The sequence below is a fragment of the Collimonas sp. genome (assembly GCF_035566375.1).
Classification (GTDB): domain Bacteria; phylum Pseudomonadota; class Gammaproteobacteria; order Burkholderiales; family Burkholderiaceae_D; genus Collimonas.
This window is the reverse complement of record NZ_DATMRK010000035.1, coordinates 55,875-81,650: the sequence shown is the minus strand read 5'-3', so window position 1 is coordinate 81,650 and position 25,776 is coordinate 55,875. Positions and strand designations below refer to the sequence as shown.

Here is a 25,776-nt window from a genome sequence, read left to right as displayed (position 1 = left end):
CTGTCATGTTTACATTCAAATCCGCTCTCGCATTTTCACTCTCTGCACTCTTCATTGCGAACACTCCTGCGCACGCAGCAGTATTCCCTCAAAACTTATTGGGATTAGACAAGACAGCTATTTCCAATGATCTGGAGGCTAGCGGATACAACATCGAAATAGCGGAAGATGGATTTAATTATCGCGCAGCATACAAAGATCGTTCGAAGCATTTTCTGGACGGCGGTTTTACTCTCTGCAAGGGGAAGACCGTATCGGTTGTCATCGGTATAGATGCCTACGCCGAATATGAAGATCAACTGAGGTTGCTGCTTAAGCGGTACGGGCAACCGGTCGTGTCAGTTCGAACAGCAGAAATGGTGGATGGCGATATTCCCTACGTAGTATTTGAATGGGAAACAAGTGAACAGCGGATTAGCCTTGATAGTTACCCACCTTCCAAATTTTGGAGAATCCCAACCACTACCCGAACTGCTCTGCTCAATTTTTTAGATCTGAAGCAAAAGTGCTACTTCATGCCTCCTCGAATCAAGGGATCAGATTAGGAGTGTGAAAGACGTGAATATCTGAATTGGGTCAATAGCCCGCTATCGGCCACAACCGGACCTTCAAGAATTTCTCCCAAAGCGGTCAGCCAGTTCGCGGGAGTAAGCATTGTCAGGATGAAAAACTGGGTACAGAATGCCCTGCCAGCGACTGAACTCGAACGCCGATATTGGCACTTCGCCTCAGCTCAATTACTCGTTAAATATTTACTCGAGGTCTATTTGAAAAATAAAAAAAACACTTTGCATGCGAAGATCTCACGGGCAGCAATGGCGTTGATGTTGATTGCAAGTCCGCTGGTGCATGCCGATTTTTCCGGGTACGACAAAGTAGTCGACCTATCAGCAGAGACCGATACCGTGCGTGCCGAGCATCACCACGACTGGAGTTGGCAGACTCACGATGCGCGGTGGAAGATGATTTCGACCACGAAAGATCCTTTTACCGTTGAAAACGTTTACTCTTACTTGCAGTTACGCGACAAAGCGTCAGGCGCAGAATTGTTCCATCGTCCCGTGCCAGCGCTCACGCAAATCTGGATTTCTCCCGATTCAAAATATGTCGTCGGTATTTCAAACATCATGCTTTGGAATCCCTATCAACTTGTCGTCTTTAACAAATTTGGGGATCGCTTACTTGAACGCAATCTTGTTGATGTGAATTGGCCCGGGGTGTCGCAGAGCGTAACAAACTGGATCAATTGGTACAAGCAACCCGTCCCAAAAATCACCATTGTCGAGAGCGGCGCGACCGCCACGCTCTCCGTTGAAGACCCACTTGGCGTTCCCCGTCAATTTCAATTCAGCTCAGTCCATTAGCGCTAACGGCACCGCCCATGATGAGTAATGGTTAAGCGCGGAAGCAATCAAAAGGTGGATTATTGGATCAAAACAATCAAACCGGGCGACCGCCTAAAGTTCACATATAACCTTGCTTCGGCTACAGCCAATGACACAATTTCGGAAATTGAGACCTTGGCAACCCTGAATGGTCGCTACGAAATACCAGTCGGTTATCGGATTGGTTTTGATGTCCTATCCAAAGCGCGGGAAAAAGTTCGGTTATCCCATCCGCCAGATGGGGGATTTGATTTCATGCTTGCCAATGTTCCACTGAATCATGCGCGCTGTTTCGTCATGGCGGACAATGAGTTAGAAAGTTGGAATTGGCAACTTGATGATTTATTTGACAGCGATTCAATACAATTGAATTTCGTGGAAACGACTTGGAATACTCCCTTCCCTAGAATCGAACGAAACGAAGCAGATCATTGACAGTTTCCTTCATTTGATTTGGCGGCCATGTGAATGTCCGCCGTCGGGAAATATGAAGGACAGCAAAGGGTCGAATTTAGTCTTTCGCGAATGACTGAATCCGGCCGGAAGCGGTCCTTCAAGACCTGGAAGATTAGAAGCTAATGCATGACTAACGCTCAAAAACGTTTGTTAGATGAATGTGTGAATAACAAATGGCGGACGTTCGTGGAATCATCCGCCATTTTTTTTTGGATTCATAGAATTCTGCTCTACAGCGAATCAGCAGACTTATGTCTTAGGCGCCCATTGAGCCCCTGTCATGAGGGGAAGACATTTTGATGTTAGACCTGCGCCATACCCCCGTCGACGGCGAGATCCACCCCGGTGATATATGAACTTTCATCGGAAGCAAGGAATGCGACAACGCTAGCGATTTCCTCGGGCGTGCCTCTGCGGCCCAGCGGAACTTGCGAAGCGAACTGAGCTGCCGCCTGTTCTGCCTGTTCAGCGGTGAGGCCCGCCTTCTCCAAAGCCTGAGTTTCGATTGGGCCAGGACTCATCGAATTCACACGAATCTTGCGATCCTTTAGCTCCATCGTCCAGCCGCGCGCAAAGCTGCGTACGGCTGCCTTGCTAGCAGCGTAGGCGGTGAAGGCTGGCACTCCCAGCACGTTTGCGTTCGAAGAGGTTAGGATGATCGAGCCGCCATCTTTGAAAAGGGGAAGCGCTTTTTGCACGGTAAAGAATAATCCCTTTACGTTGACATCGAAGATCTTGTCGAAATGAGACTCGGTCGCCGTTGCAAGCGGCGCGATTGTCCCCCCACCTGCGTTCGCAAAAAGAATGTCAATATGACCATGCTTCTCTTTCACAACGGCATAGAGACGGTCGAGATCGTTTAGGTTCGAGACGTCGCTTTCGACCGTAATCACGTTTTTTCCGATGAAAGCTGCGGCCTCAGCCAGCTCTTTCTGTCTTCGCCCAGTGATCACGACATGCGCACCTTCTTCTACAAAGCGCTTGGCTGTGGCCAGGCCGATGCCGCTATTACCGCCTGTGATGACCGCGATTTTTCCTGCTAATTTATTTGCACTGCTGTTCATTGTCTTATCCTTTAAACGTTAGTCGTTTTGCGTTGGATTCAGGAATTCATTTGTTTGATCAGATCCATGTGAAGTCCGCTTAAGGGGGCGCCGAATTCCTGGAGTCTTCCAGACTCAATCAGCCCCCCAAGATCCACCGGGGCAAAGCCGGCTTCGTCGAGAATGCGCGCTAGTTTCTGCTTCGCGGCTTTATCGTCGCCCGACATAAACAGGACAAATTTGCGGTCGTTCTCTGAGGGGGCTGGCATCCAATTCATGACGAGCGTATTGAGCGCCTTGATGACTCCAGCCCCAGGCGCATAACTTGCGATGATCTCGCTCGAAGTCTTGCCCTCGGCGTCCTCATTGGGAGGTCGATTTGTCGCGTCGACAAGGATCCGCCCACCCCAATCCGAAACCTCGGCGAGCGCCTGCTTTGCCTGCTCCCACCGGACACATAAGATCACGATATCTTGCATCGCTGCTTCCTGGACAGTGCCTGTTTTGGCATTCGAGCCGATACCACGCACGAGTTCGTTTAACGAATCCGGCCCTCTGCTGTTGCTAAGCACAACCTCGTGCCCATACCGTACAAAGTACTTAGCGTATGTTTGGGCTACGTTTCCCGCTCCGATAAATCCGATTCTCATAAAATTCGCTGCCTTTCGCTTATATTATAGATACTATTAAAGTATCTATTTAGATCAAAAAAAACGCTAACGAGATTTGCTCCTGATTTTTGAAACAACATCTGCCAGCGTGGTCTGCTTCAAATCATTTTCAACAGCTTTCTCCGTACCTACCAAAACCTCGCCCATTACCTCTTTAATATTATTGCTCACTACGCACCATTCCTTTTTCTCATAGGTGTGGATGGCAAAAACACTTGGAGGGTTTACAGCATGTGAAATATCTAACAGCGAAATGCTTTTTGGATTTTTAGTAAGCGCGTAGCCGCCGGCTTTACCGACAGTGGCTTTTACCAACTTCGCTTTTGAGAGCTTCGCCAGGATTCTCTTAACAAAAATCGGGTTCGCATTCACGCTGCCGGCCAAAACTTCGGACGTAAAAGACGTTTCATAGTGGGCGATCGCCGCCAACACATGAACCGCAATTGAAAACTGAGTATTTACCGATGCCATAACGGATATTATTATCGTATCCATTGAATAAGTCAAGCATAGAAAAAGCATGAAGAGGCTATAAGCAATTGGCAGCCGCCTTCAATTTAGATTCATACAATCTGTCAAACGTCTGCAACCGGCAGTGGATTCAACCGGTGGATGCAACAGATTGACGACATCGTTCATCGCAAGAACTGTCGGTTCACAGCCGGCTGCTGAACAACGACGCGATGAGCATTTTTTAGCATATCGGGAAACGTGCAGGACGGCCAAACAAACCGGGCGCCGGGTGCAACATCGCACAAGCTGATCTTGAGGGAGTGTCTGGCGGCGAGCCATACCGCCTCCTGGTTTACTGGACTACAATCATTTATCTGGCATTCATCTGGCGCAAGTCATAACCTGACTGTGCGCCCGCCATGGGTGACGGCCCGGCAAAGGAGGATCGATGCGTTCGCAGGTGAGATCCGGCTTGCGCTTGAGGCGCAATGCAATCACGGTTGCGGTGGTCATTGTCGTCGCCGGCCTGATCGTCGTCGGGCGCATCACTGGCGTCCTGGTCGACTGGCTGTGGTTTTCTTCGATCGGCTATGTCGATGTTTTCTGGACGGTCCTTTCCGCCCAGGCACTCTTGTTTGTCGCGGTGTTCGCCGCCTCGGCGGGCGTTATATGGTTGTCGGGGTTCTTGGCGCATCGTTATTCGAGGAGCCTCGGCGCCTGGCAAACGGAAACAGCCTTTTCGTCGGCTGCGCTGGAGGTAATAGGCGAGCTGACCGGCCAGGCCACGCCGCGCATTCCCTGGCGCTCCAGCATCGCTTGCGGCGCTGTCCTCTTTGGGCTGCTTATCGCGGCCTTCGAAATTTCGCGCTGGGACATGGCACTGCGCTTCCTTTATCAGTTGCCCTTTGGCGCGCGCGATCCGATCTTCGGCAAGGACATTGGCTTCTATCTCTTCTCGCTGCCGGCCTATATTGCGCTCAAGAATTGGCTGCTGCAGCTGCTCTTCTGCAGCGCGATCGTTGCCGGCGTGGTCTACGGGGTGCGCGGCGACATCGCGCTCGGGCAATCGCCGCGTGGGCTCTCGCCCGCCGCCGCCGTGCATGGTTCGGCACTGCTCGGCGGATTCTTTTTGCTGAAGGCCTGGTCTTACTGGCTCGACCGCTTTCTGCTGCTCTACGGTGACAACGGCGTGGTGGTCGGCGCCGGTTATACCGATATCCATGTCGAATTGCCGGTCCTGTGGCTGCTGGCCGGCCTTGCCACTGCCGCGGCCGTCGCCTCTTGGGCCAATATGCGCTGGCGGAGCTATCGCATTCCTGCCGCCTCGGCGTTGCTGGTGTTGGGCGGCTCGTTGGTGTTGGCCTTGATCTACCCAGCGCTGTTCCAACGCTTGTATGTCAAGCCGAGCGAGCTACAGCTGGAGGCACCCTATATCGAGCACAATATCGCGCTGACGCGGCAGGCCTACGGCCTGGGGCAGATCGCGGTAAAGCCGTTTCCGGCCGAACAGGGGCTCAATCTCGCCTCGCTCCAGGCCAATCGCGCGACCATCGACAACGTCCGCCTGTGGGATGTGCAGCCGTTGATGGATACCTACGCGCAGCTGCAGGAGATCAGGACCTACTATAAATTCCTCTCTGTCGATATCGACCGCTACCGGCTTGACGCCGGCTACCGGCAGGTGATGCTGTCGGCGCGCGAACTGGAGCCGGCGATGCTGCCGGCGAACGCCCAGACCTGGGTCAACCTGCATCTCCTGTTCACCCACGGCTACGGCGTCGTGATGTCGCCGGTCACCGAGAAATCCACTGAGGGCTTGCCTTCCCTCTATCTGCAGGATATTCCTCCCGTCGCCAACGGCGGCCCGGCCATCCACCAACCGCGCCTCTATTTCGGTGGAGGCGGTCATGGCTACGTCATCGTCAAGGGCAGCGTACCCGAATTCGACTACCCCATGGGCAAAGACAACGTCTACACCACTTACAGCGGGCGCGACGGGGTCGCCATCGGCAGCTTGGCGCGACGCGCCCTCTTCGCCTGGCAGTTCGACGATCCCAACATCCTGCTTACCGGCTACATCACGGACCAGAGCCGGATCCTGCTGCACCGTAACATTCAGGACCGGGTACACATGATCGCGCCGTTTCTCCGCCTCGACCATGACCCCTATATCGTCGCCAGCGAAGGGCGCCTGTTCTGGATGCAGGACGCCTATACCACCAGCCGCTGGTTCCCCTATGCCCAGCGGAGTGTTGGCAACGGCGTCGGCGACGGCGCCAATTACATCCGCAACGCGGTCAAGGTGGTGATCGATGCGTATAACGGTACGGTCGACTTCTATGTCAGCGATCCTGCCGATCCGATCCTGCGGACCTACCAGCGCATCTTCCCGGGTCTGTTCAAGCCCTTGAAGGCGATGCCACCAGACCTGCAGCAGCATATCCGTTACCCCGAGGATCTGTTCCTGATCCAGGCGCAACTCTACCGCGCCTACCATATGGATGCACCGGAAGTCTTCTACAATCGCGAGGATCTCTGGCAGTTCCCGCGGGGATCGGGCGGCATCGATGGCGGCATGGGTGGAGGCAATGCGCCCGGCACGCCGATGACGCCTTACTACATGATCATGCGGCTGCCTGGGGAGCCACGCGCCGAGTTCGTCCTCATGCTGCCGATGGCGCCCAGCCAGCGCGAGAATATGATCGCCTGGCTGGCGGCGCGTTGCGATCCGCCCGAGTACGGCAAGCTCATCGTCTACACCTTCCCCAAGGACAAGCTGGTCTTCGGACCGTTCCAGATCGAGGCGCGCATCCAGCAGAATACCGAGATCTCGCAGCAGATTTCGCTGTGGAACCAGATGGGCTCGCGCGTCATCCGCGGCCATCTGCTGGTGGTGCCGATCGAGAACTCGATCCTCTACGTCTCCCCGCTCTACTTGCGCGCGGCGTCCGGTCAGTTGCCCGAGTTGAAGCGGGTGATCGCCGCCTATGGCGACCGGGTGGTGATGGAGGAGACCTTGGGCGAAGCCTTGGCGGCGCTGTTCAAGGAAAGCGCCCCGCTGGCGTCGCCGCCGCGAGGCACGGCGGGCGCGCCCGGGCGCGAGGCACTCGCCCATTATGAGCGCGCCATCGAGCGCTTGAAGGCGGGAGACTGGAGCGGTTTCGGCTCGGAACTCGATGCTCTCCGGCCGTTGCTCGAGACGCTCGGCGCCAGTCGTCCCGAGGATCAGAAGTGAGCTGAGTGTATTTAAAAAGAGCGTCTGGTACGGACGCTTTTCAGGACGCCATTTTCTGTGCTGTCGCGAACCCCTGCGACAACCTGAGAAGCGTACACCTCATTTGCAGAACAAGAACTCAAAATGTTCAAATGTGTCTCAAAAGCAACGAAATATATAAACCGAAGGCAATTGGGAAACTTACGATTATTATTTTCGGGCGGTCAATCGAAATTGGCCGCTGAATTCCACATACAAATGTCTGGAGGAAAAAAATGAAAAAATCGCTATTGGCGCTAACTGTTCTGGGAACGATGGTATCTGTCAACGCAGCATATGCGCAATCCAATGTCATTATCTACGGCCTGATCGACGCCACCATCAGCACAGTCAATCACGCCAACAGCAACGGCGATCGCCTGACCGGCATTCCGGTCGCCTGGTTTAGCGGCAACCGCCTCGGCTTCCGCGGCTCTGAAGATCTGGGCAGCGGGCTCAAAGCAATTTTCAAACTGGAAGCCGAATTCGTGGTCGGCACCGGTGAAATGGATACACCGGGCGTGCTGTTTAACCGTGACGCCTGGGTCGGTTTGCAAGACACTACCTTTGGCCAGCTCACAGTGGGCCGCCAGAATACCTTGGCGCGTGATTTCGCCCAGGTCTATGGCGACGCCTACGGCTCCAAGCTGGGCCTGGAAGAAGGCGGCTTCACCAACAACAATAATTTCAAGCAAATGATTTTCTACGCGGGCAGCGCCACCGGCACCCGCTATGACCGTGGCGTGGTCTGGAAGAAAGTGTTCGACAACGGTATAGTGGCCGGTCTTGGCTATCAGTTTGGTAACGTTGCCGGCCAGTTCGCCCACAACACCACCAAATCCGCAGCGATCGGCTACAACGGCCCGAATTTCGTCGTCTCCGGTTTTATCAACCAGGCCGACGTCGGTAACGGGGTCGACACCAGTCTGGAAAAACACAAATCCTATTCGGTTGGCGGCAGCTACATTTTCGATCTGGTGCGTTTGAATGCCGGTTACTTCCACTACACGGCAGAGCAAGGTGCGCTCGGCAAGCGTAAGGACGACGCCTACACTGTATCGGCCAAGTTCACACCGCAAGGTTCGTTCGATTATGAAATCGGCTATCAAGTGATGAAGGCCCAGAACGCAGCTTACAACGCAGACGGCAGCAGCACCTTGAACGCCTACAATGACGCCAGCGGTGCAACTGCCACCGGCAGCGGCAAGAAGAAAACGCTGTACGCCTCGACTTTCTACCATCTGTCGAAACGTACCGAGCTGTATCTGGCTGGCGACTACATGAAACTTAACGACGGCTACCGCGTAGGATCGGCTAACGGCTTCAAGAATCAGACCGAATTCGCGGTCGGCATGCGTACCCGCTTCTGATTGATGGCGTCGCCGGAGGCGGAGTATAAATAACTCCGCTTTCGGTGAGCTGGAAATTCAACAACGGGCATGGGGGGCAAGCTTTTTTAGCCTGGCGTGAGTATATGGATGGCGTTTACGTAAAAGCAGCTCGTTGTTGGAGTGCGTAGATTATCTGGATGGCAGGGCTTGCCTGGCGTCGTCGATGATATAACGCTCACTCCATGCCGCAATGACGTTTGCCGCATACAAAGCATCGCTTTTCCGAGTAAGAAGATGATCCGCATCATCTAAGGATACGAAGCTTTTCGGGTGGTTCGCAACGCTGAAAATATGGCTCGCATTCTGCACCGCGACCGTTTCATCTTGCGGTGAATGCATGACAAGCAACGCCCCGTTAAACTCCGAAATATTGTGCAGCAATCGCTGTTTCTCCGCATCGATGAGAAATTGTCTCTTGATTCTGAATGGCCGCCCGCTGAGCTTGACTACGGCTTCACCATTAGTTTGAATCTCATCGATATACCCACGGAACTGCTTCTTGACATGCGCTGGATCACTTGGCGCACCGATGGTAACGACACCGCGCACCTCCGGTATCTTTGAAGCGGCGGCAAGTACCGCCGCGCCGCCCAGGCTATGCCCGATCAGCATGGACGGCGCCCGATACGTCTGCCGTAAATAATTTGCCGCTGCGCTCAGATCGGCCAGGTTTGAGGAAAAATTGGTATTGGCAAACTCTCCCTCGCTTGCACCCAAGCCGGTAAAGTCGAAGCGCAACACCGCTATGCCGCAGGTGGCGAGCGCCTGTCCAATTCGACTGGCTGCGAGAATGTCTTTGCCGCCTGTGAAACAATGGGCGAACAGAGCGTAGGCGCGTGTTTCTCCTGCCGGAATATCGAGGCGAGCGGCAAGTTTTTGCTTTTCAGTCCCTAAGAACTCGAAACGTTCCGTTGGCATTTTTGTTCTCCAGGCAGATTAAAAATAGAAACCTCGATCGTGCCAACCTGACCCTTGCCCGGTTTGCGCTTAACAAACGCAGCTAACTGGGGTCAGAGTGAACTTTCTGCGGGATTTTTGCAGAAACTTCACTCTGACCCCACTTAGCGGGCCACGGAGTAGCTGCCTTATCGCTGAAGAAGTACAAGGCCACCTGGTGCGCGCTGTCTTTCTCCGAATCCGTCATGTGGGGTCAGAGTCAAGTTTCGCGATGAAGCGCTGCGAAAGTTGACTCTCTGCGTGAATTATGAAACTCTCATTAGGTCAGCTCAAGCCGACGCACAATCGCATCGGTAAACTCTTGAGTGGATGCAGTGCCCTTGAGATCGCCCGTGGCAATTTTGTCTTTGTTGAGCGTGTCGGTAATCGCCGTACGCAGCCGCAGCGCCAGATCGGCCCGGCCCACATGATCCAGCATCTGCCCCGCTGCCAGCAGCAGGGAAATCGGATTGGCGATGCCCTTGCCGGCGATGTCCGGCGCCGAGCCATGCACCGCCTCGAAGATCGCGCAGTCGTCGCCGATATTGGCGCCGGGCGCCATGCCCAGGCCGCCGACCAGGCCGGCCATCTGATCGGAAAGAATGTCGCCGAACAGGTTGGTGCATAGGAGCATGTCGAACTGCCAGGGATTCAGCACCAGTTGCATGGCGCAGGCGTCGACGATCATGTCGTTCATCTGCACTTTGCCTTCGTAGTCACGCGCAACTTCCTTTGCTGCTTCCAGGAAGATGCCGGTCAGCGCCTTCAGGATGTTGGCTTTGTGGACCACGGTGATTTTCTTGCGGCCGTTTTTTACGGCGTATTCAAAGGCAAAGCGCGCAATTTTCTTGCAGGCTTCGCGTGTGTTGATGCCGGTAGAGACCGCCACTGCGCGTGGGTCGTCGCCGACTGGAATGTAGTATTCGTGCGCCACATAAAAGCCGCCGATGTTTTCCCGGATCAACGTGATGTCGATGTTTTCGTAGCGGCCGGGCACGATTGTCGTTACGGGCCGGACATTGGCGTACAGCTGGAATTCTTCACGCAGGCGCACGTTGGAGGAGCGGAAACCTCCGCCTACCGGCGTGGTCAGCGGGCCTTTGAGGGCCAGTTTGTTCTTGCGGATGCTGGCCAGGGTGGCCGCCGGCAACGGGTCACCGCTGCTGTTGACGCCAGCCACGCCAGCCTGTTGTATGTCCCAGGAGAACGGCGATCCCAAAGCATCCAATATCTGAACCGTAGCTTCGACTACTTCAGGGCCGATGCCGTCGCCGGGGATCAGGGTTGCGGGAATTTGGGGAGTTATTGTGTTTTTCATGGGATCCTCTTATTTCAACTGGGACATGACAAGCAGGGTCAGAGTTACGGTAATCGCGCCGCCAATGCGTGTCGCAATCTGTGCGAACGGCATCATCTGCATGCGGTTCGCCGCCGTCAAAATCGCCACGTCGCCGGTGCCGCCCTGGCCGCTATGGCAGGCATTTACAATCGCCGTTTCAATCGGATACATGTTCAGCCATCGCCCGACCATGAAACCTGTCGCCATCAAGGTTGCAACCGTCGATACGATGGTGATGAGATTGAGCACGTTGAATGCGGACACCAGTTTGTCCCAAGGCGTCATGGATACGCCGATGGCAAACAGCAAGGGATAAGTGACTGCCGTGGAAAAGAATTTGTAGACCACCAGAGAGCCTTGCTGCAACTGCGGCGACACTGCGCGCGACAGTTTGAAAATCACGGCAATAAACAGCATGGCGACCGGCGCCGGAAAGTCGAACAGCTTGTAGCACATCAATCCAAACATATACAGCGAGATCGCCGTAATGCCTGCGGCCGCAATATTGCCGACATCCGTATGGGCGAGGCCTTCGTCCTTCACCGGATGCATTTCGTCCTGCTCGCCCGGCTGCAGCCGGCCCTCGCCAGTGAGGTGCGGGTATTTCTTACCCACAAAATTCAGCACGCCGGCCAGTATGATTGCGGTCAGGCTGCCGAGCATTACAGGGGGCAGGACCTGCGCAAAGACGTCACCCTGAGCCTGGTGCAATATTCCGGAGTAACCAATGGACAGGGGAATCGCGCCTTCGCCCACGCCGCCGGCCATGATCGGAACAACGATGTAAAAGAAGGTATGGTAGGCGCCCAAGCCAAGCAGAGTGCCGACGGCCGTGCCGACAATAGCCGCGACGACAGAACCGGCGGCAAGCGGCACAAAAATCTTGATGAAGCCTTTGATGAGAACCGTTCTATCCATGCTCAAGATACTGCCGACAATGATCGACGCAATGAATAGATAAAGAAAATTGGTCGACTTGGTGAAATCGACTACGTTCTTTAACACCATGGCCGGTAACAGATGCTGGAACGCCAGGTAGGAAGGAATGAAGGTCGCAAAAATTGCTGCGGCGCCTATGTTGCGCATGACGGGGAGTCGTTTGCCCAATTCTGCGCAAGAAAAACCGCCCACTGCCAGCAATGCAATCGATACCGAGATATCGGAGGGTACTTTGCCGGTGATGACAAATCCTGTTATCAATGCCAGCAGCAATAAGTACACCGGCAAGGGAATAACGCCAATGCGCATTTCCATCAATTTCCACCAGCCATGCGGCCAGAATGTTTGGGACGTTTTTTCCGTGACCGGCATCAGCTGCTCAGCAGGTATCGCTTTCATTTCTTTCTCCTTTGATTCTATTTATATTTAACGCCCGGCCCGCGATGAGGCGCATTTAAGTGCTCAAGCCATGATGAACACATACGGTCATGGCTTTACGGCTAAGTTGCAATGCTGGCAGGCATGTTGTGTACGCCCGCACGCCAGTTTGAGCAGCATCTGTTTTGCGGGTGTTCAATCACGGGCGTTGAACATGCGGATTTGAGGCCGAGTGCAGATCACGGAGTGTCTTTATCGTGCCGCCGATCATGCGGATTGTTCAGTCAGCTTTGCCGATAAATGACTTATCTCGGCGATGCCGCAATCATGAAGGTGATTTTTTTGACGAGCCGGCTGCCGTGGCTTGAGCCGGTGCAATCAGGACCATCCTCACCGGCGTCGCTGGTGTCGCCGGTATTACGGTCGAACTCATTGAGCCGTAAAAAATACGCATGAACTTTTGTCTCCATCATTTGAGGGGTGTGATCTGCCGCCAAACATATGCAGTGATATATACAGCGGCGGTGATCTTCCTCGATTACTTAACAACGTTGACGCATTCTAAAACGGCGTAACTTTCATCCAGCTTTCCAATTTTGGGTTATTTAATTTGCTGTCCGACATGTAAATTATGCAACGACGCTATTCAGCGAGTTGTTCAGCGAGTTTCACACACACCGGCTGCGCCGGCATGAACCTCGGGTTCACCGTTACCGTTTGCACCGGCCTGCCAGCCAGCGCATTCAGCGCCTGTTTCAATTGCCAATCCTTGTCGCTGCCGAATTCCTTTTGCGGCAGCGCTGCGCTCTTGCTTTCGTCCAGCCTGGCGAGTGCGCGCCGGTCACGCATGCGTTGGCGTTCCTTGCGTACATCGGCGAAGGGATCGGGCGCGGCTTTGCTGGCATAGGCGGGACGCGCAATGTCTACCTCGCGATAGCCGAGCAAGACGCCGTCCATATCGGCATCTTTGCGCGGCGCTACGATCCAGTCCGGCACCACACCATAACCTTCCATCGGGCAGCCGTTCGGCCGCAAATTGCGTGCGTTGGTCCAGAACACGTAGGTGCCGTCGCGTGTGCCGACGCCGGTTTGCGCCATGCCTTTACCGTAGGTCGGCGTACCCAATAGCTTGGCGCGGCCAAGATCCTTCAGCGCGGCGGCGGTGGCTTCGGCGGCCGAGGCGCTTTGGCCGTCGACCAGTATGATGAGCGGCACGCTGCGCCACCATTCGTCGGCTTGCAACGGCGCCAGCGGGTCTTGGCCTTGCATCACTGGCAGATCGTAGTCGGGCCAGTTGGTGGTGATGCGGTGCTGGATTTTATCGTCGCGCTGCAGCGTCACCATCGCCGTCTTGTTGCGGCCGGTGAAGAGCGCAGTAATGCCGATTGCGGCGTTAAGCGCGCCGCCGCCGTTGATGCGCAGATCGAGAATCACAGCCTTGACCGGAGCCCCCTTTTTGCGCTCGGCTTGTAGGACGTTGATGTAATCGCCGATGGTGGGTTCTGGGAAATTGGCGAGCCGGGTGTACAGCACGTTGCCGTCGATTCGCTTGGCGCTAGCGGGGCGCGGTTTGATGATGGCGCGCAGCAGAGCGAATTCCAGCCGCTCCAACCGTTTCGGCGCGCTGTTTTTAACACCGCGTAGCAGCGTGAGTTTGAGCGGCGCACCGAGCTCGCCGTTGGCATATTTTGCAATCTCGGCATTGTCGACGCCGACCACGCTGTTGTCATCCATCTTCACCACCAGATCGCCGCTAAGCACACCGGCCTGGGCGGCAGGCGCGTCCGGCACGACGTCGATAATATGCAAACCGTCGGGCAGGGTCTCAAAGATGATGCCGATGCCGGGCGCACCGTGGCGCGTGCGTTCGTCTTTCTTTATCTGTTCTTGCTGTTCCTCGGCATTGCGAAAGCCGGCGTAAGGCAGAGTTTTGACGCCCAGCCGGATAGTTTCGTCGAGAAAGGCCGGCACATCGATCTCGGTCAGGTGTTCTTTCTTGAGCACCTCCACCACTGACTTGAGTTCGCAGATTTGCGCTTCCCAGTCCGGCGGGCAGGGCGAGACTTCGGCAGCGCTGGTCTGTGAGTAGAGACAAAATGCAAAGAATGCGATTGGGGTGAGCAGCATGGCGGATGCGAGCCGCTGGCGGCTTGAAATGCTTTTATCGCTGTCGTTAATCAGCAGTCGATTTCTCGCCGTTGCACGTGTGGTTTTGTTATACGGTCGCCCAATACCGGACATGGATTTCCCCTTACAGGTTTAGGTGCAACTCTATCAGTCCTCGCACAGAATAACTGTTTGCTGAACCGGCGAGGGGATCACCTTTCCGCATCGACTATAAGCAATCCGCATCCTCTGTCATCGAGACTGCAAATTCCGTTGACACCATTCCGCCACTCGCGATAAGGTCGGCAACGCATAAATTCTTTTCTCCCGGTAATAAAAAAAAGGATGCCATGAACGAGACCTCCCCGCCCCCCACATTCTCCCGCCGCGAGCTGTTGCTGAGCGCGCTGTCCGCCGCTGCCGTTGCGGCACTACCTCGCATCGCCGTTGCTCAGGCCCAAACCAATGATGCACCGCCGGCCGATACGCGGTTCTCGAACTTGCTGGCCGACTTTGCAGAAGAAATCCTGCGCCTGGCGCCGACCTCGGCCACCGAGCTGGGGCTCGATTCCGGCGCGCGCTCTGCGCTCAAATCACGCCTGCCGGATAATTCTCCCGCGGGCGACGCCGCCTGGGCTGGCCAGGTAAAATCGATGCTGGCCCGCATGACGGTGCTGGAGCGCGCCAAGCTCAGCCCGGATGCGCAAATCCGCTACGACAGCGTGTTTTATGCGGCGACCGAAGGCGTGCATGGCCTGCGCTTTTCCTATGGCGGCGCGGCCAGCGGTTTCTACGGCGGCACATCGCCATTCCCGGTTACCCAACAGAATGGCGCACTGACCGCCGTACCTGAATTTCTAGACTCGCAGCACCAGATCGCCAATGCTGCCGATGCCGAAGCCTATCTTGAGCGCGTAACAGCGCTGGCGCGCCTGCTCGATCAGGAAAGCGCGCGCATCGTCGAGCAAGCCGGCAAGGGCGTCATGCCGCCCGACTTTATCGTACGCACGGCGCTCGGCCAATTGCGCGATTATCGCAAGACCCCGGCGGCGGCGCAGAAGCTGGTTACCTCGATTGCCGGCCGCACCAAAAAACTCGGTATCGACGGCGACTGGGAAGCGCGCGCGACCAAGCTGGTGAACACCCTGGTATATCCGGCGCTCGAACGCCAGATCGACACCTTAGCCAAGGCCACAGCCAAGGCCACCGATGTCGCCGGCGTGTACCGCTTGCCGGATGGCGCAGCGTATTACGAATGGGCGCTCAAGCTGGGCACCACGACGACCCGCAGCGCCGCCGAAATCCACGCGATCGGGCTGGAGCAAAACAAGCTGCTGCAGGCGCGTATCGATACCATTCTCAAGGCGCAGGGAATCACGCAGGGCACGGTCGGCGAACGTCTGTTGGCCTTGTCGAGAGATCCCAAGCGCTTCTACGCCGATAACGACCAAGGGCGCGAGCAGCTGATTGCCTATTGCAATGAGCGGGTGGCGGCGGTGCGGGCGCTGATGCCGGAAATTTCGCATCTGGGCCTGAAGGCGCCGCTGGTGATCAAGCGCGTGCCGCCCGATATCGAGGCTGGCGCTCCGCTCGGGTATATGAATTTCCCCGCGCTGGACGGATCGCGGCCGGCGATTTATTACATCAACCTGAAATCGACCACACTCTGGCCGAAGTCCGACATCGCCACGCTGACCGCGCACGAAGGCATTCCCGGCCATACCTGGCAGGGCGCGTATCTGGCCGAACATCATGCGCAGATGCCGCTGATTGCCTCATTGATGGGCTTCAACGCCTTTGTCGAAGGCTGGGCGTTGTATGCCGAGCAGCTGGTCGACGAGTTTGGCTTGTATGCGGCAGATCCGTTCAGCCAGATCGGTTATCTCCAGGCCCAGCAGTTCCGCGCCTGCCGCCTGGTGGTCGATACCGGCTTGCACGCGATGAAATGGACGCGGCAGCAGGCGATCCGGTTCCTCAGCGAAAATACCGGACGCGACATTGCCGCCACGACCAGCGAAATCGACCGCTATTGCGTATCGCCTGGACAAGCCTGCGGCTACAAGATGGGGCACAACGAAATCCTGCGCCAGCGCGAAAGAGCGAAACTGGCGCTGGGCGCTAAATTCGATCTGGCCGGCTTCAATGATGCGCTGGTGAAAAGCGGCGGCGTGCCGCTGACGGTGCTGCCGACGGTGATCGATCGCTATATTGAAGGGGTGCGTGCCGGCGTGCGGACTGTATAAGGCAGGCGGTAAGCCGAGCATCTCCATCTCGGCAAGCCGCCCGCCAATACCGTGAGCTTGCAGACGGCCATACAGACCGTCTGCAAGCTGTTGACTTAACGAATGTTTGCGACGATGAATATGAGCGCAATGGCGCCAACTAAAAAAGCCCAGCCTCATCGTTGCTCATACCTGTTTATGCACTGACGATTCCAGCGCGAATCCTTCGTCGATCCAACCGGTAATGCCTCCTGGCATAGTCTTGACCGGGCGTCCGAGGCGGGCCATACGAATTGCCGCACGCGCCGCACCATTACAATGGGGGCCGGCACAGTACACCACAAATAGGGTATCGGCCGAATATTGGGTCAGCTTCGCCTCGACAATTTTTCCGTGCGGAAGATGGCGCGCGCCTGGAACATGACCTGCGGCATACTGGTCTGGTCCGCGGACGTCGAGCAGAACAAAATCCGGTGCGCCACTCGTCATTGCATGATGGACATCCCAGCAATCCGTTTCAAATTGCAATACGGATTCAAAATGGACCAAGGCATCTGAACTTTGCGCGGCGGCTACTTCGGTGACAATCGACATGAATAGACTCATCTTTTGGTTAATGTGAACGAATTATCGCGTTCATCAAAAACCATGCAAAGTGACGTAAATGTCAATATACGGTAACATTGCGCCATGCATAAACATCTGGTCGTCGCCATCGCCTATGATCGGCTCTGTACCTTTGAGTTTGGTTGTACGGTCGAACTGTTCGCGCTTGCACGCCCCGAGTTGGGCGTGAATTGGTATGATTTCTCCGTTTGCGCGATCGAGGCTGGCCCTATTCGCGCAATGGGTGGTATCAAGATCGAAGCGCCCCATAAACTCAGTCTGCTCGATCGCGCAGACACCATCGTCATTCCCGGTTGGCGCGACGCTGACGAATTACCGCCAGACGATTTGCTCAAGAAAATTCGTGTTGCATACAAACGAGGAGCGCGCCTATGCTCGATTTGTTCGGGCGTATTCGTCCTTGCCGCTGCAGGCGTACTTGACGGCAAGCGTGCGACAACGCACTGGCGCTATGCCGAGCGACTGGCAAAGCGTTATCCAGCCATTGATGTGCAGGTCGACGCGCTTTATGTTGATACAGGACAAATCATTACATCGGCCGGTTCGGCTGCCGGATTGGACATGTTATTGCACTTGGTACGTAGCGACTACGGCGCCAAAATCGGCAATCAAGTGGCCAAACGTCTCGTTGTCGCGCCGCATCGCGAAGGTGGACAAGCACAGTATGTTTCGCGTCCGATGGCGCATGATGAAGCGGGAAGATTAGCGAAGCTGATTGACTGGCTAAGAGCCAACCCGGCGCAACCGCATACAATAAAATCGATGGCGTCGCAGGCATTGATGAGTCCGCGCACATTGCAACGGCAGTTTCAAGAAGCGACCGGCCTTGGACCGATCGAATGGTTGATTCGAGAGCGCGTAGCGATCGCCAAGGATCTGCTGGAGTCCCCAAAGATACCGCTGGTGCAAATTGCGGAATTGGCCGGTTTCGGCTCCCAGGAGTCATTACGCCGCCACTTTCGCAGGCTTGTAACAATCAGTCCTGCGGTATATCGAAAACGTTTTTCTGGAAATTTGTGAGTGGCGCTTCAGCGCTGATTGGCGCTTTTCGTTGTGCGAATCCACGTTGAGTCGAATGATGGCTTTGGAGAACCATGACCGTCTGCTGAGGGGCGAATTGAGCCTATCACGACCGGCTCAAAACGGCCACTAGCTGCCGGTCGATGTTGCTATTCCATTTGGTTCAAGGCACGATCCGAACATGAAAATGCCATTTCTACAGCGCGGTTAGCGCGCTGGACTTTCGCGGCATGGTGTTCTACAAAGACTAATATCGAACAGAGTTTGTAGCTCGAACGAAAACTATTGGAGATCAGATGAGGGCCTTACAAACACTATTGGGCATCGAGCTACCAGTAATCCAGGCACCGATGGCGGGGGTGCAAGACAACAGGCTAACGGTAGCCGTGTCCAACGCGGGTGGGCTGGGCTCGCTCCCATGTGCCATGTTAAGCCTTGACGCGATGCGCAATGAACTGGTGGAGATCCGGGCGCATACCTCGAAGCCATTCAATGTAAACTTCTTTTGCCATGCGGCCGCAACCCCCAGTGTCGAGCGCGAAGCGGTTTGGAGAGCGGCGCTTTCTCGGTATTACCAAGAGTTTGGGCTTGACGAAGACGCCATTCCTGCAGGGCCTGGACGTGTACCCTTCAGTTCCGAAGTCGCCGACGTGCTGAGCGAATTCAAGCCCGCTGTAGTGAGCTTTCATTTTGGTTTGCCGTCGCCCGATTTGCTGGCACGGGTGCGCACCTGGGGCTCCAAGATACTCTCTTCGGCGACCACTGTCGAAGAGGCGCTTTGGCTCGAGGCGCATGGAGTCGATGCCATCATCGCGCAAGGTCTTGAAGCGGGTGGTCATCGCGGTATTTTCTTGTCGGACGACCTAAATACGCAGGTGGGCACGTTCGCACTGGTGCCGCAAATTGTGCAGGCGGTAAAGCTTCCAGTCATTGCGGCCGGTGGCATCGTGGATGCCAAAGGCGTTTCCGCTGCTATGGCGCTTGGCGCTGCCGGCGTACAGATTGGAACAGCCTATATGCTTTGCCCCGAAGCCACCACAAGCGCGCTACATCGGGCTGCGCTGAAAAGTGTGGCTGCCCGCCACACCGCGCTCACCAACCTTTTCACTGGCCGGCCTGCGCGCGGAATCATTAACCGCATCATGAAGGAACTTGGCCCGATCAGCAGCGCTACGCCCGCGTTTCCATTGGCCACGTCCGCTATCGCTCCATTGCGCGCCAAGGCTGAAAGCCAGGGCAGCGATGATTTCTCGCCATTGTGGTCAGGTCAGAATGCCAGCGGATGCAAGGAGATATCGGCCGCCGATCTCACACGGGAGTTCGCCGCCGGTCTCTAGCAATAGGTCTCAGTGCTCAAATGCGCGATGCATCGCTCAGGCCGGTTATTTAGAACGTTTAACGGCCGCTTCGGAGAAAACCGACTGATCGGTTGAATCCACAGTCGAAGCCTGCCTTTCACGATTGGCCAAGTTCGGCCAGAAGCAGACATTCTATGAAAAGCATCATTCCTCATATTCACGGCTTTTTCTGGAACTCCATGAACGACGCAGGAGACCAGGGTCGTACCGCGAGAATCAGGCTGGTGCCAAACCGTTCAGAAAAAGGCAAACTCAAGTCCTGATGATGCAGCGCCGAGAATTCCGCGCTTAAACGGCGCATATGGTCTTGGATGATCGTGTTGCTGGCCGGCGAGAGCATGCCGCTGACCATCGTCATTTTTTCGCCGTCCCGGTCGAAACGCGAGTTGAAAAAATCATTTTTCAATTGCGCCCGAAAATACTGCTGTATCGGCCCACCTGGCAGCCAGGTGAAGTCCGGCGCCACGCGCACGCGTATTTTATTGTTGGGCATCAAATCGATGATGCCAAGCTTGTCCAGGCGAGTGAGTAGCCGTATGCATTCAGCTTTGGAAAAATCGAAGACCTCCAGGATTTCTTCCAGTGACCAGTGATTCAGCGCATGCACCGCGATCAGTAATAATCTGGGGTCGGACACCAGTTTGTCTTCCTGTTCCTGGGATAGCTGGGACGGCGTTGCCGATTCATGCGAGATCATGCGCGCCAGATCGCTGATTTGTATGCCCAGCAACGTGCATATCTGATCGAAACGTCCGAGCGTGAAACTTTTCGCAGCAAATAGGCGCTTGACGCTTGCCTCGCTCAATCCCAGGCTTTTCGCCAGTTGGGCATAAGTGACCCCGCGCGCTTTCAGCACATTTTTTAGCGCCCCGACCAAGGCTTCTGCTTGGGCCATGTTTTCCTCGCCGATTTGCTGTGTGAACTAGTATTGTATTTCAATACTTTAGTAAGCAATATATGATTCTATCTATTGTTTATTTGAAATAATCAATACTTTTGCTACAGTCTGTTCGTCGCTCAATGAAGCGATCAAGCGGGTATAGCCGAATTCCAATCACCCTATCTCTAGGAAAAATAATATGAAAAATCTGACGCTACGTCGTGTCGCAGTTGCGCTTTCTTTGTGCGGCGCCTTGGTTGCCAACCAGGCATTTGCACAATCCACAGTTAGTGATATGTCGGCTATATCGGTGGTTGTCTCGGTTTTGGCCCCGGCTTATTTCATTTCCGAAGGCGGCGAATATCTGGTCAAGGGCGTCGAAGCCTCTGGTAACGGCGTGCTCTATGTGTTGGAAAAAGTCGGCACTGGCGTGCGCGGTTCGGTCACCGTTACGGCCAATGCCAGCGGTGCAGTATCGGTCGGTGTGGGTGAAGTCATCAGCGTCACCGCGAGCTCGGCCGGCATGTTGCTGGTCAGTGCAGGGCGGGTACTGGCGATTGTTCCTACAGAACTTGGCAAGTCGCTGATGAAAAGCAAGAAGATATCGTAACGCTTGCTGGTTGCTGCGGCGATTCCCACAAATTTTTCATGAAAGCGCACCATGTATAAAAAATATCTGCTTACGGCTACGGCTAGCTTGTGTTTTTTAACGCCGGGTCTGGTTTACGCCGGCCAGGCTTGTGAGCAAAAATCACCATCGGTCACTATGGTGACGCAAGGCTTGGCGCTGGCGGTCAAAACCGCTGCGCAACTCAATGCCAGCGGCGCGGAGGTGGTGATCATCGGCCGCGTCGGCCAGGATCTCAGCAAATACGGACAGCACTTTTCGCACATCGCTTTTGCCTACAGGGAGGGAGCAAGCTGGACTATCGTGCATAAGCTGAACGAGTGCGGCACTGCGGTCAGTAATGTTTTTGAACAGGGGATGGGGCAGTTTTTCCTCGACGATCCATTCAAATTCGAGGACGCCATCGCGGTGCCTGCGCCCGAGGTGCAACAGCGGATATTGGCGGTGCTGAAAAATCCGGAAAAAGTGTTAACCGAATACATCCCGCAATACAGCATGCTGGCTTACGCCTGGGGTAACAAGTATCAGCAATCGAATCAATGGGTGCTGGAAACGCTGGCGCTGGCGATGGAGCCGCAAATAAAAAACCGCGAACAGGCCCAGGCCTGGCTCAAGTTCAAGGGATATGAACCTTCTACACTGAATATCGGCCCGATGACACGGCTTGGCGCCCGCATGTTCAAGGCCAATATCGCGTTTGACGATCATCCCAATGACAAACGTTTCAGCGACAGGATTGAAACTGTGACTGCCGATTCGGTTTTCGATTTCCTCAAAAAATCCGGACTCGGGGTCAGTTATTTCACGGTGAGTCTGTAAGCTGGGGGCGGCTAGCGCGGGCCACGGTCACTTCAATTGCCCGCGTTATCCAACAACTCCAGCAACACCTCCGCAGCATTCGCAGTGCGCGCTCCGCGCGCCGCCATCTCTTCGACAAATTCCCGATACTGCTGCTCGAACCCGCTCACCGGGCTCATGCAATCGGTAACCAGCACCAGTTTCGCCATATGCTGCGGGCCGAAATAAGCGGCGATGTGCTCGGTCGTCGCTTTCACGCAATGGCTGCCGGCTTCGCCGGTGATGTAGATGCGCTCGGCTGTGGCCAGGCTGTCCAGGAAAACCTGGTTCGATTGCGTCAGCGCATCGTCCGGGTCGGGCACTTCGGCTTGTACCGCGGAATAGTGCTCGGTCCACGGATTGCTGCCCTTGCTGATTTTGTTGACGCTGCGCTGGGTGCGTTCTTCCCAGCGGTTGTAGGCGTGCCGCAGATCGGCGTGGACGTTGTGTCCCCACGAGCCGATCTCGCAATGGACCGGCCATACCATCAGCCGGTAACGCCCTGCTGCTTCCAGTTGATCCAGGTAAGCCAATACGCGCGGCAGCGCTGCGGGCACGCGCGGCAGATAAGCGCCGGCGCGAACCTGCGCTGCCGAGATCTGGGTAAACGGCGTAAGCTCGCCACCGGCCGCGCTGCTCCAGAAACCGGGATGGGCGATATCGAGACGGTGATGCGAATCGAGCGTGATGCTGATTGCGCTGATGCCTGCGCCGCCGCGATTGATCAGATCCGCCACGCGCAGCATGTCGGCGTGGGCGCCGGGCACCGGCAGCGATGGCGCCGCGTTGCCGCCGTTGGCCGGGTCGGGCGGCAGATAGGCGGGCGGCAGATCGCAAAAATCGTTTTGCGGATCGATGATCAATAAATGGTAATTGCGCGGGTAATTGCGCCGCATCTGTCTCTCCTGAGCTGCCCGCCCGATGTCGATTTTTCGCTTATAGCGCTGCCAGCATTTTTTTCAGCGCATCTTGCGTCGCCGGATCGCTCAAGCCCAGATTGCCTTTGGTTTCCAGCAAATGGCCACGGCAGGCTGCGGGCCAGCCGAAGGCGTCGTCGTCCAGCGCCAGCCAGCTGGTCGGCTTGCGGCGTTCGACATCGCGCCAGACCTGCATGCCGCGCGGCATGGTGTCGAATTCTGCCGGCGTTAATTTTGGGTGATGGAAAGTGGAGCCGATCACACGCTCGCGCAAGCTCTCCGAGAGTTCCTGTCTGGTGGCGTCAAATCCCAGCGCCCTGATCCAGCTGGTGGACAAGACGATTTTGACTTCCGGGTAGGGCGCCAGCAATTCTTCCAGGATCGGCATCCATTCAAAGAATACGCGGTCGGGAGTGGCGATGTACAGGCCGCGCTGGCGGTTGCGGATTACCTTGGCGTCGTGCAAAACGCCGTTGTAGTCCAGATAGAGAATTTTCATAAGATGTCAGTTGTTAAAATTGAATCGCAAAGTTGAATCGCAAGGGCGAATTGCCGCCAAGTTTACTCCAAAGGCGTCGCCCACGGCCTCCGGACCGGCCGGATTCGCTCGTGAACGGCAAAACGGCGCGCGGCCAGCAGGCTTAAAGCGCTGCGGATATACTCGAAAACCGCAAGTTGAACAAGGAAGTCCCTGTGATCCCAATTTCAATTCTGGACCTGGTCCGTATCCGCCAAGGCAGCGATGCGCGCAGCGCGCTCGACCACGCGCGCGATCTGGCGCTGCACGCCGAGGGCTGGAACTATCGCCGCTTCTGGATGGCAGAACATCACAATATGCGCGGCATCGCCAGCGCCGCCACTGCGGTGGCGATCGGCCATGTCGCCGCCGGCACCAGCACCATACGGGTGGGCGCCGGTGGCGTCATGTTGCCGAACCACGCGCCGCTGGTGATTGCCGAGCAGTTCGGCACGCTCGCCGCGCTGTTTCCCGGCCGTATCGATCTCGGCCTGGGCCGCGCCCCCGGCACCGATCAGATCACCACGCGGGCGCTGCGGCGCGATCCGGCCAGCGCCGAGTCGTTTCCGCAGGATGTGCTGGAACTGCAAGCCTTCCTGGCGCCGGCCGAGCCGGAGCAGCGCATCGTCGCCGTGCCGGGCCACGGCAGCCAGGTGCCGCTGTGGATTTTGGGATCGAGTACTTTCGGCTCGCGCCTGGCCGCCGAGTTCGGCCTGCCGTACGCCTTCGCTTCGCATTTCGCGCCGGATTCGCTGGAAGTGGCGCTGCAACTGTATCGCGCTCAATTCAAGCCGTCCGCACAGCAGGCCACGCCGCATGCAATGGTGGGCGTGAATATCATTGCCGCCGATACCGACGCCGAAGCGCGCCGCCTGGCGACTACCCAGCAAATGTCGTTCACCGATATGCATCGCGGCGTACGCGGCCTGAGCAAACCGCCTATCGACGATATTGAAACGTATTGGTCGCCGCTGGAAAAGGCGCAGGCTTCGCACATGCTGGCGTGTTCCATCATCGGCTCGCCGGCAACCGTGCGCGAGGGGCTGGAGCGATTCCTGCTGCGTACCGGGGCTGATGAATTGATGATCGTGTCGGATGTGTTCGAGCACCAGGCGCGGCTGCATTCCTACGAAATCATCGCCGACGTTGCGCGCAGCGTGGAGCGGATTTAGATGTCGCGCATTTAGACATCGGTTTGATGCGCATGTCCTTCCCCTTCTCCAGTTTGTCTTCGCCCTGCCAGCATCTGGAAAGCGCGCCTTTCCTTGGGCGCGATATCTGGGTAAAGCGTGACGATCTGCTGCACCCCGAAGTATCCGGAAATAAATTCCGCAAACTCAAATATCCGCTGCTGATGCTGCAAGGGCAGAGGCCGCGATTGGTGACCATGGGCGGCCCGTGGTCGAATCATTTACACGCGCTGGCCCATGCTGGCGCCTTGGGCGGCTGGCCGACTACAGGATTGGTGCGCGGCGCGGCCGGTCTGGCGAGCGCCACGCTGGACGATTGCCGACGCCTGGGCATGCAGACCCAGTTCGTATCACGCGAGGATTATCGCCAGCTGCGCGAAGACCCGCAAGCCTGGCGCCGGCACCTGGCTGTCGACCACGATAGCGATGTCTGGCTGCCGGAAGGCGGCAGTGCGCCGGCAGCCTTGCGCGGTGTCGCCGAACTGGTGGATGAATTACCCTTCATTCCCGAGGTAATCATGGCCGCTTGCGGCACCGGCGCGACTCTGGCCGGCATTTTGGCGGGTTTGCAAGGCCGCAGCCGGGTGGTCGGCATCGCCGTTTTCAAGAATGCCGCATATCTGCATCAAGAGATTGTCCGCTTGCTACAGGAAGCGGGCTACCCCGCCTATCAAAATTACGAACTGATCACCGATGCGCATCACGGCGGCTACGGCAAAGCGCCGCCTGAGTTGCGTCAGTTCTGCCGCGATTTTTCGCAGGAATTCGATATGCCGATAGAGCCGGTCTACACCGGGAAATTATTTCACGCCCTCAGAGAAATGCAGCAGGCGCACGCCTTCCATGCCGATGAACGGGTGCTCGCGGTGCACACCGGCGGCATGCAGGGAGCACGTGGATTCATCGATTGAGGGAGGCCGACATATGGCTCCTGCCGGCGCTCCGTCCAGCTTCAATAATTTGCATCGCGGCGTCCGTAATCGCGGGTTGGCAGGGAATCGATATAACCGATGTCGCGCAACAGGTGATCGTTCATATCGCGGGTATCCAGCAGATCCCTTGGCTGTGTTGCTGCCGCTTGCACCGGAGCCAGGTGTTGCCGCTTCCAGCTGCTCTTGAGGACCTGTAAAACGTCGTCCAGCAGACTTTGCGGACGTGGCAATGTTGTAGCGATTTGGTTGGGTGTCGATACGCAGTTCATAGCAGCCTCACAAGTTGATTGTCGGGAAC

25 protein-coding genes are annotated in these 25,776 nt (G+C 56.2%); 12 read left to right on the top strand and 13 right to left on the bottom strand.

The window, feature by feature from the left end:
• Positions 1-5: 5 nt before the first annotated feature.
• From VNZ60_RS10980 to VNZ60_RS10970, 3 genes are all read left to right on the top strand, one after another.
• Entirely contained in the window at positions 6-545 is a 540-nt protein-coding gene (locus tag VNZ60_RS10980; RefSeq protein ID WP_325659018.1) for a hypothetical protein, read from the top strand.
• Between the two features lie 117 nt (positions 546-662).
• Complete coding sequence (locus VNZ60_RS10975; protein ID WP_325659017.1) at positions 663-1,364, top strand: hypothetical protein; 702 nt, start codon at positions 663-665, stop codon at positions 1,362-1,364.
• Between the two features lie 27 nt (positions 1,365-1,391).
• Complete coding sequence (locus VNZ60_RS10970; RefSeq protein ID WP_325659015.1) at positions 1,392-1,820, top strand: hypothetical protein; 429 nt, start codon at positions 1,392-1,394, stop codon at positions 1,818-1,820.
• A 323-nt stretch (positions 1,821-2,143) separates the two neighbouring features.
• On the opposite strand, the gene VNZ60_RS10965 is transcribed toward VNZ60_RS10970, so the two are convergent.
• The 3 genes from VNZ60_RS10965 to VNZ60_RS10955 all read right to left on the bottom strand — a co-directional run bounded on the left by VNZ60_RS10965 (position 2,144) and on the right by VNZ60_RS10955 (position 4,026).
• A complete protein-coding gene (locus VNZ60_RS10965; RefSeq protein WP_325659013.1) occupies positions 2,144-2,905 on the bottom strand; it encodes a glucose 1-dehydrogenase in 762 nt (253 codons plus the stop codon).
• A gap of 38 nt (positions 2,906-2,943) precedes the next feature.
• Positions 2,944-3,534 carry an NADPH-dependent F420 reductase gene (locus VNZ60_RS10960; protein WP_325659011.1) on the bottom strand — a complete coding sequence of 197 codons (591 nt, stop codon included), beginning with the start codon at positions 3,532-3,534 and terminating at the stop codon, positions 2,944-2,946.
• A gap of 66 nt (positions 3,535-3,600) precedes the next feature.
• The gene (locus tag VNZ60_RS10955; protein WP_325659009.1) at positions 3,601-4,026 is read right to left on the bottom strand and encodes an Rrf2 family transcriptional regulator; all 426 of its coding nucleotides are present in this window, start codon (positions 4,024-4,026) and stop codon (positions 3,601-3,603) included.
• 430 nt (positions 4,027-4,456) lie between these two features.
• Between VNZ60_RS10955 and VNZ60_RS10950 the strand changes: the two genes are divergently transcribed.
• A complete protein-coding gene (locus VNZ60_RS10950; RefSeq protein ID WP_325659007.1) occupies positions 4,457-7,243 on the top strand; it encodes a UPF0182 family membrane protein in 2,787 nt (928 codons plus the stop codon).
• 254 nt (positions 7,244-7,497) lie between these two features.
• Positions 7,498-8,631: a porin gene (locus tag VNZ60_RS10945; protein ID WP_325659005.1), complete on the top strand. Its 1,134-nt coding sequence runs from the start codon at positions 7,498-7,500 to the stop codon at positions 8,629-8,631.
• Between the two features lie 150 nt (positions 8,632-8,781).
• On the opposite strand, the gene VNZ60_RS10940 is transcribed toward VNZ60_RS10945, so the two are convergent.
• The 5 genes from VNZ60_RS10940 to VNZ60_RS10920 form a co-directional block, all read right to left on the bottom strand.
• Positions 8,782-9,570: an alpha/beta hydrolase gene (locus VNZ60_RS10940; protein WP_325659004.1), complete on the bottom strand. Its 789-nt coding sequence runs from the start codon at positions 9,568-9,570 to the stop codon at positions 8,782-8,784.
• A 298-nt stretch (positions 9,571-9,868) separates the two neighbouring features.
• On the bottom strand, positions 9,869-10,906 hold the full coding sequence (locus VNZ60_RS10935) for an isocitrate/isopropylmalate dehydrogenase family protein (protein WP_325659003.1): 1,038 nt from the start codon (positions 10,904-10,906) through the stop codon (positions 9,869-9,871).
• A gap of 9 nt (positions 10,907-10,915) precedes the next feature.
• On the bottom strand, positions 10,916-12,265 hold the full coding sequence (locus VNZ60_RS10930) for a 2-hydroxycarboxylate transporter family protein (RefSeq protein ID WP_325659002.1): 1,350 nt from the start codon (positions 12,263-12,265) through the stop codon (positions 10,916-10,918).
• Positions 12,266-12,549: 284 nt separating this feature from the next.
• Positions 12,550-12,741, bottom strand: coding sequence for a hypothetical protein (locus tag VNZ60_RS10925; protein ID WP_325659000.1), 192 nt, complete (start codon positions 12,739-12,741; stop codon positions 12,550-12,552).
• 145 nt (positions 12,742-12,886) lie between these two features.
• Complete coding sequence (locus VNZ60_RS10920) at positions 12,887-14,371, bottom strand: S41 family peptidase (protein WP_325658998.1); 1,485 nt, start codon at positions 14,369-14,371, stop codon at positions 12,887-12,889.
• A gap of 329 nt (positions 14,372-14,700) precedes the next feature.
• Here VNZ60_RS10920 and VNZ60_RS10915 point away from each other — a divergent pair, with 329 nt between their 5' ends.
• On the top strand, positions 14,701-16,593 hold the full coding sequence (locus tag VNZ60_RS10915; RefSeq protein ID WP_325658996.1) for a DUF885 domain-containing protein: 1,893 nt from the start codon (positions 14,701-14,703) through the stop codon (positions 16,591-16,593).
• 165 nt (positions 16,594-16,758) lie between these two features.
• On the opposite strand, the gene VNZ60_RS10910 is transcribed toward VNZ60_RS10915, so the two are convergent.
• Positions 16,759-17,166: a rhodanese-like domain-containing protein gene (locus VNZ60_RS10910; RefSeq protein WP_325658994.1), complete on the bottom strand. Its 408-nt coding sequence runs from the start codon at positions 17,164-17,166 to the stop codon at positions 16,759-16,761.
• A 96-nt stretch (positions 17,167-17,262) separates the two neighbouring features.
• On the opposite strand from VNZ60_RS10910, the gene ftrA reads away from it, so the two are divergent.
• On the top strand, positions 17,263-18,219 hold the full coding sequence (ftrA, locus tag VNZ60_RS10905; protein ID WP_325658992.1) for a transcriptional regulator FtrA: 957 nt from the start codon (positions 17,263-17,265) through the stop codon (positions 18,217-18,219).
• 296 nt (positions 18,220-18,515) lie between these two features.
• Entirely contained in the window at positions 18,516-19,556 is a 1,041-nt protein-coding gene (locus tag VNZ60_RS10900; protein WP_325658990.1) for an NAD(P)H-dependent flavin oxidoreductase, read from the top strand.
• A 178-nt stretch (positions 19,557-19,734) separates the two neighbouring features.
• Here VNZ60_RS10900 and VNZ60_RS10895 read toward each other — a convergent pair whose 3' ends face one another.
• Positions 19,735-20,472 (bottom strand): helix-turn-helix domain-containing protein, encoded by a 738-nt coding sequence (locus VNZ60_RS10895; protein WP_325658989.1) that lies wholly within the window; start codon positions 20,470-20,472, stop codon positions 19,735-19,737.
• A 184-nt stretch (positions 20,473-20,656) separates the two neighbouring features.
• On the opposite strand from VNZ60_RS10895, the gene VNZ60_RS10890 reads away from it, so the two are divergent.
• Both VNZ60_RS10890 and VNZ60_RS10885 read left to right on the top strand, forming a co-directional pair.
• Positions 20,657-21,067: a hypothetical protein gene (locus VNZ60_RS10890; protein WP_325658987.1), complete on the top strand. Its 411-nt coding sequence runs from the start codon at positions 20,657-20,659 to the stop codon at positions 21,065-21,067.
• A 51-nt stretch (positions 21,068-21,118) separates the two neighbouring features.
• Positions 21,119-21,904 (top strand): DUF2145 domain-containing protein, encoded by a 786-nt coding sequence (locus tag VNZ60_RS10885; RefSeq protein WP_325658985.1) that lies wholly within the window; start codon positions 21,119-21,121, stop codon positions 21,902-21,904.
• Positions 21,905-21,936: 32 nt separating this feature from the next.
• Here VNZ60_RS10885 and VNZ60_RS10880 read toward each other — a convergent pair whose 3' ends face one another.
• Entirely contained in the window at positions 21,937-22,818 is an 882-nt protein-coding gene (locus VNZ60_RS10880; protein ID WP_325658983.1) for a cysteine hydrolase family protein, read from the bottom strand.
• 40 nt (positions 22,819-22,858) lie between these two features.
• On the bottom strand, positions 22,859-23,338 hold the full coding sequence (locus VNZ60_RS10875; protein ID WP_325658981.1) for an HAD domain-containing protein: 480 nt from the start codon (positions 23,336-23,338) through the stop codon (positions 22,859-22,861).
• A gap of 194 nt (positions 23,339-23,532) precedes the next feature.
• On the opposite strand from VNZ60_RS10875, the gene VNZ60_RS10870 reads away from it, so the two are divergent.
• Together VNZ60_RS10870 and VNZ60_RS10865 are read left to right on the top strand one after the other, a co-directional pair.
• On the top strand, positions 23,533-24,528 hold the full coding sequence (locus VNZ60_RS10870; protein WP_325658979.1) for an LLM class flavin-dependent oxidoreductase: 996 nt from the start codon (positions 23,533-23,535) through the stop codon (positions 24,526-24,528).
• 32 nt (positions 24,529-24,560) lie between these two features.
• Positions 24,561-25,457 (top strand): 1-aminocyclopropane-1-carboxylate deaminase/D-cysteine desulfhydrase, encoded by an 897-nt coding sequence (locus VNZ60_RS10865; RefSeq protein WP_325658977.1) that lies wholly within the window; start codon positions 24,561-24,563, stop codon positions 25,455-25,457.
• A gap of 41 nt (positions 25,458-25,498) precedes the next feature.
• Here the strand turns inward: VNZ60_RS10865 and VNZ60_RS10860 are convergent, their stop codons facing one another.
• Complete coding sequence (locus tag VNZ60_RS10860) at positions 25,499-25,747, bottom strand: hypothetical protein (RefSeq protein WP_325658975.1); 249 nt, start codon at positions 25,745-25,747, stop codon at positions 25,499-25,501.
• Between the last annotated feature and the right edge of the window lie 29 nt (positions 25,748-25,776).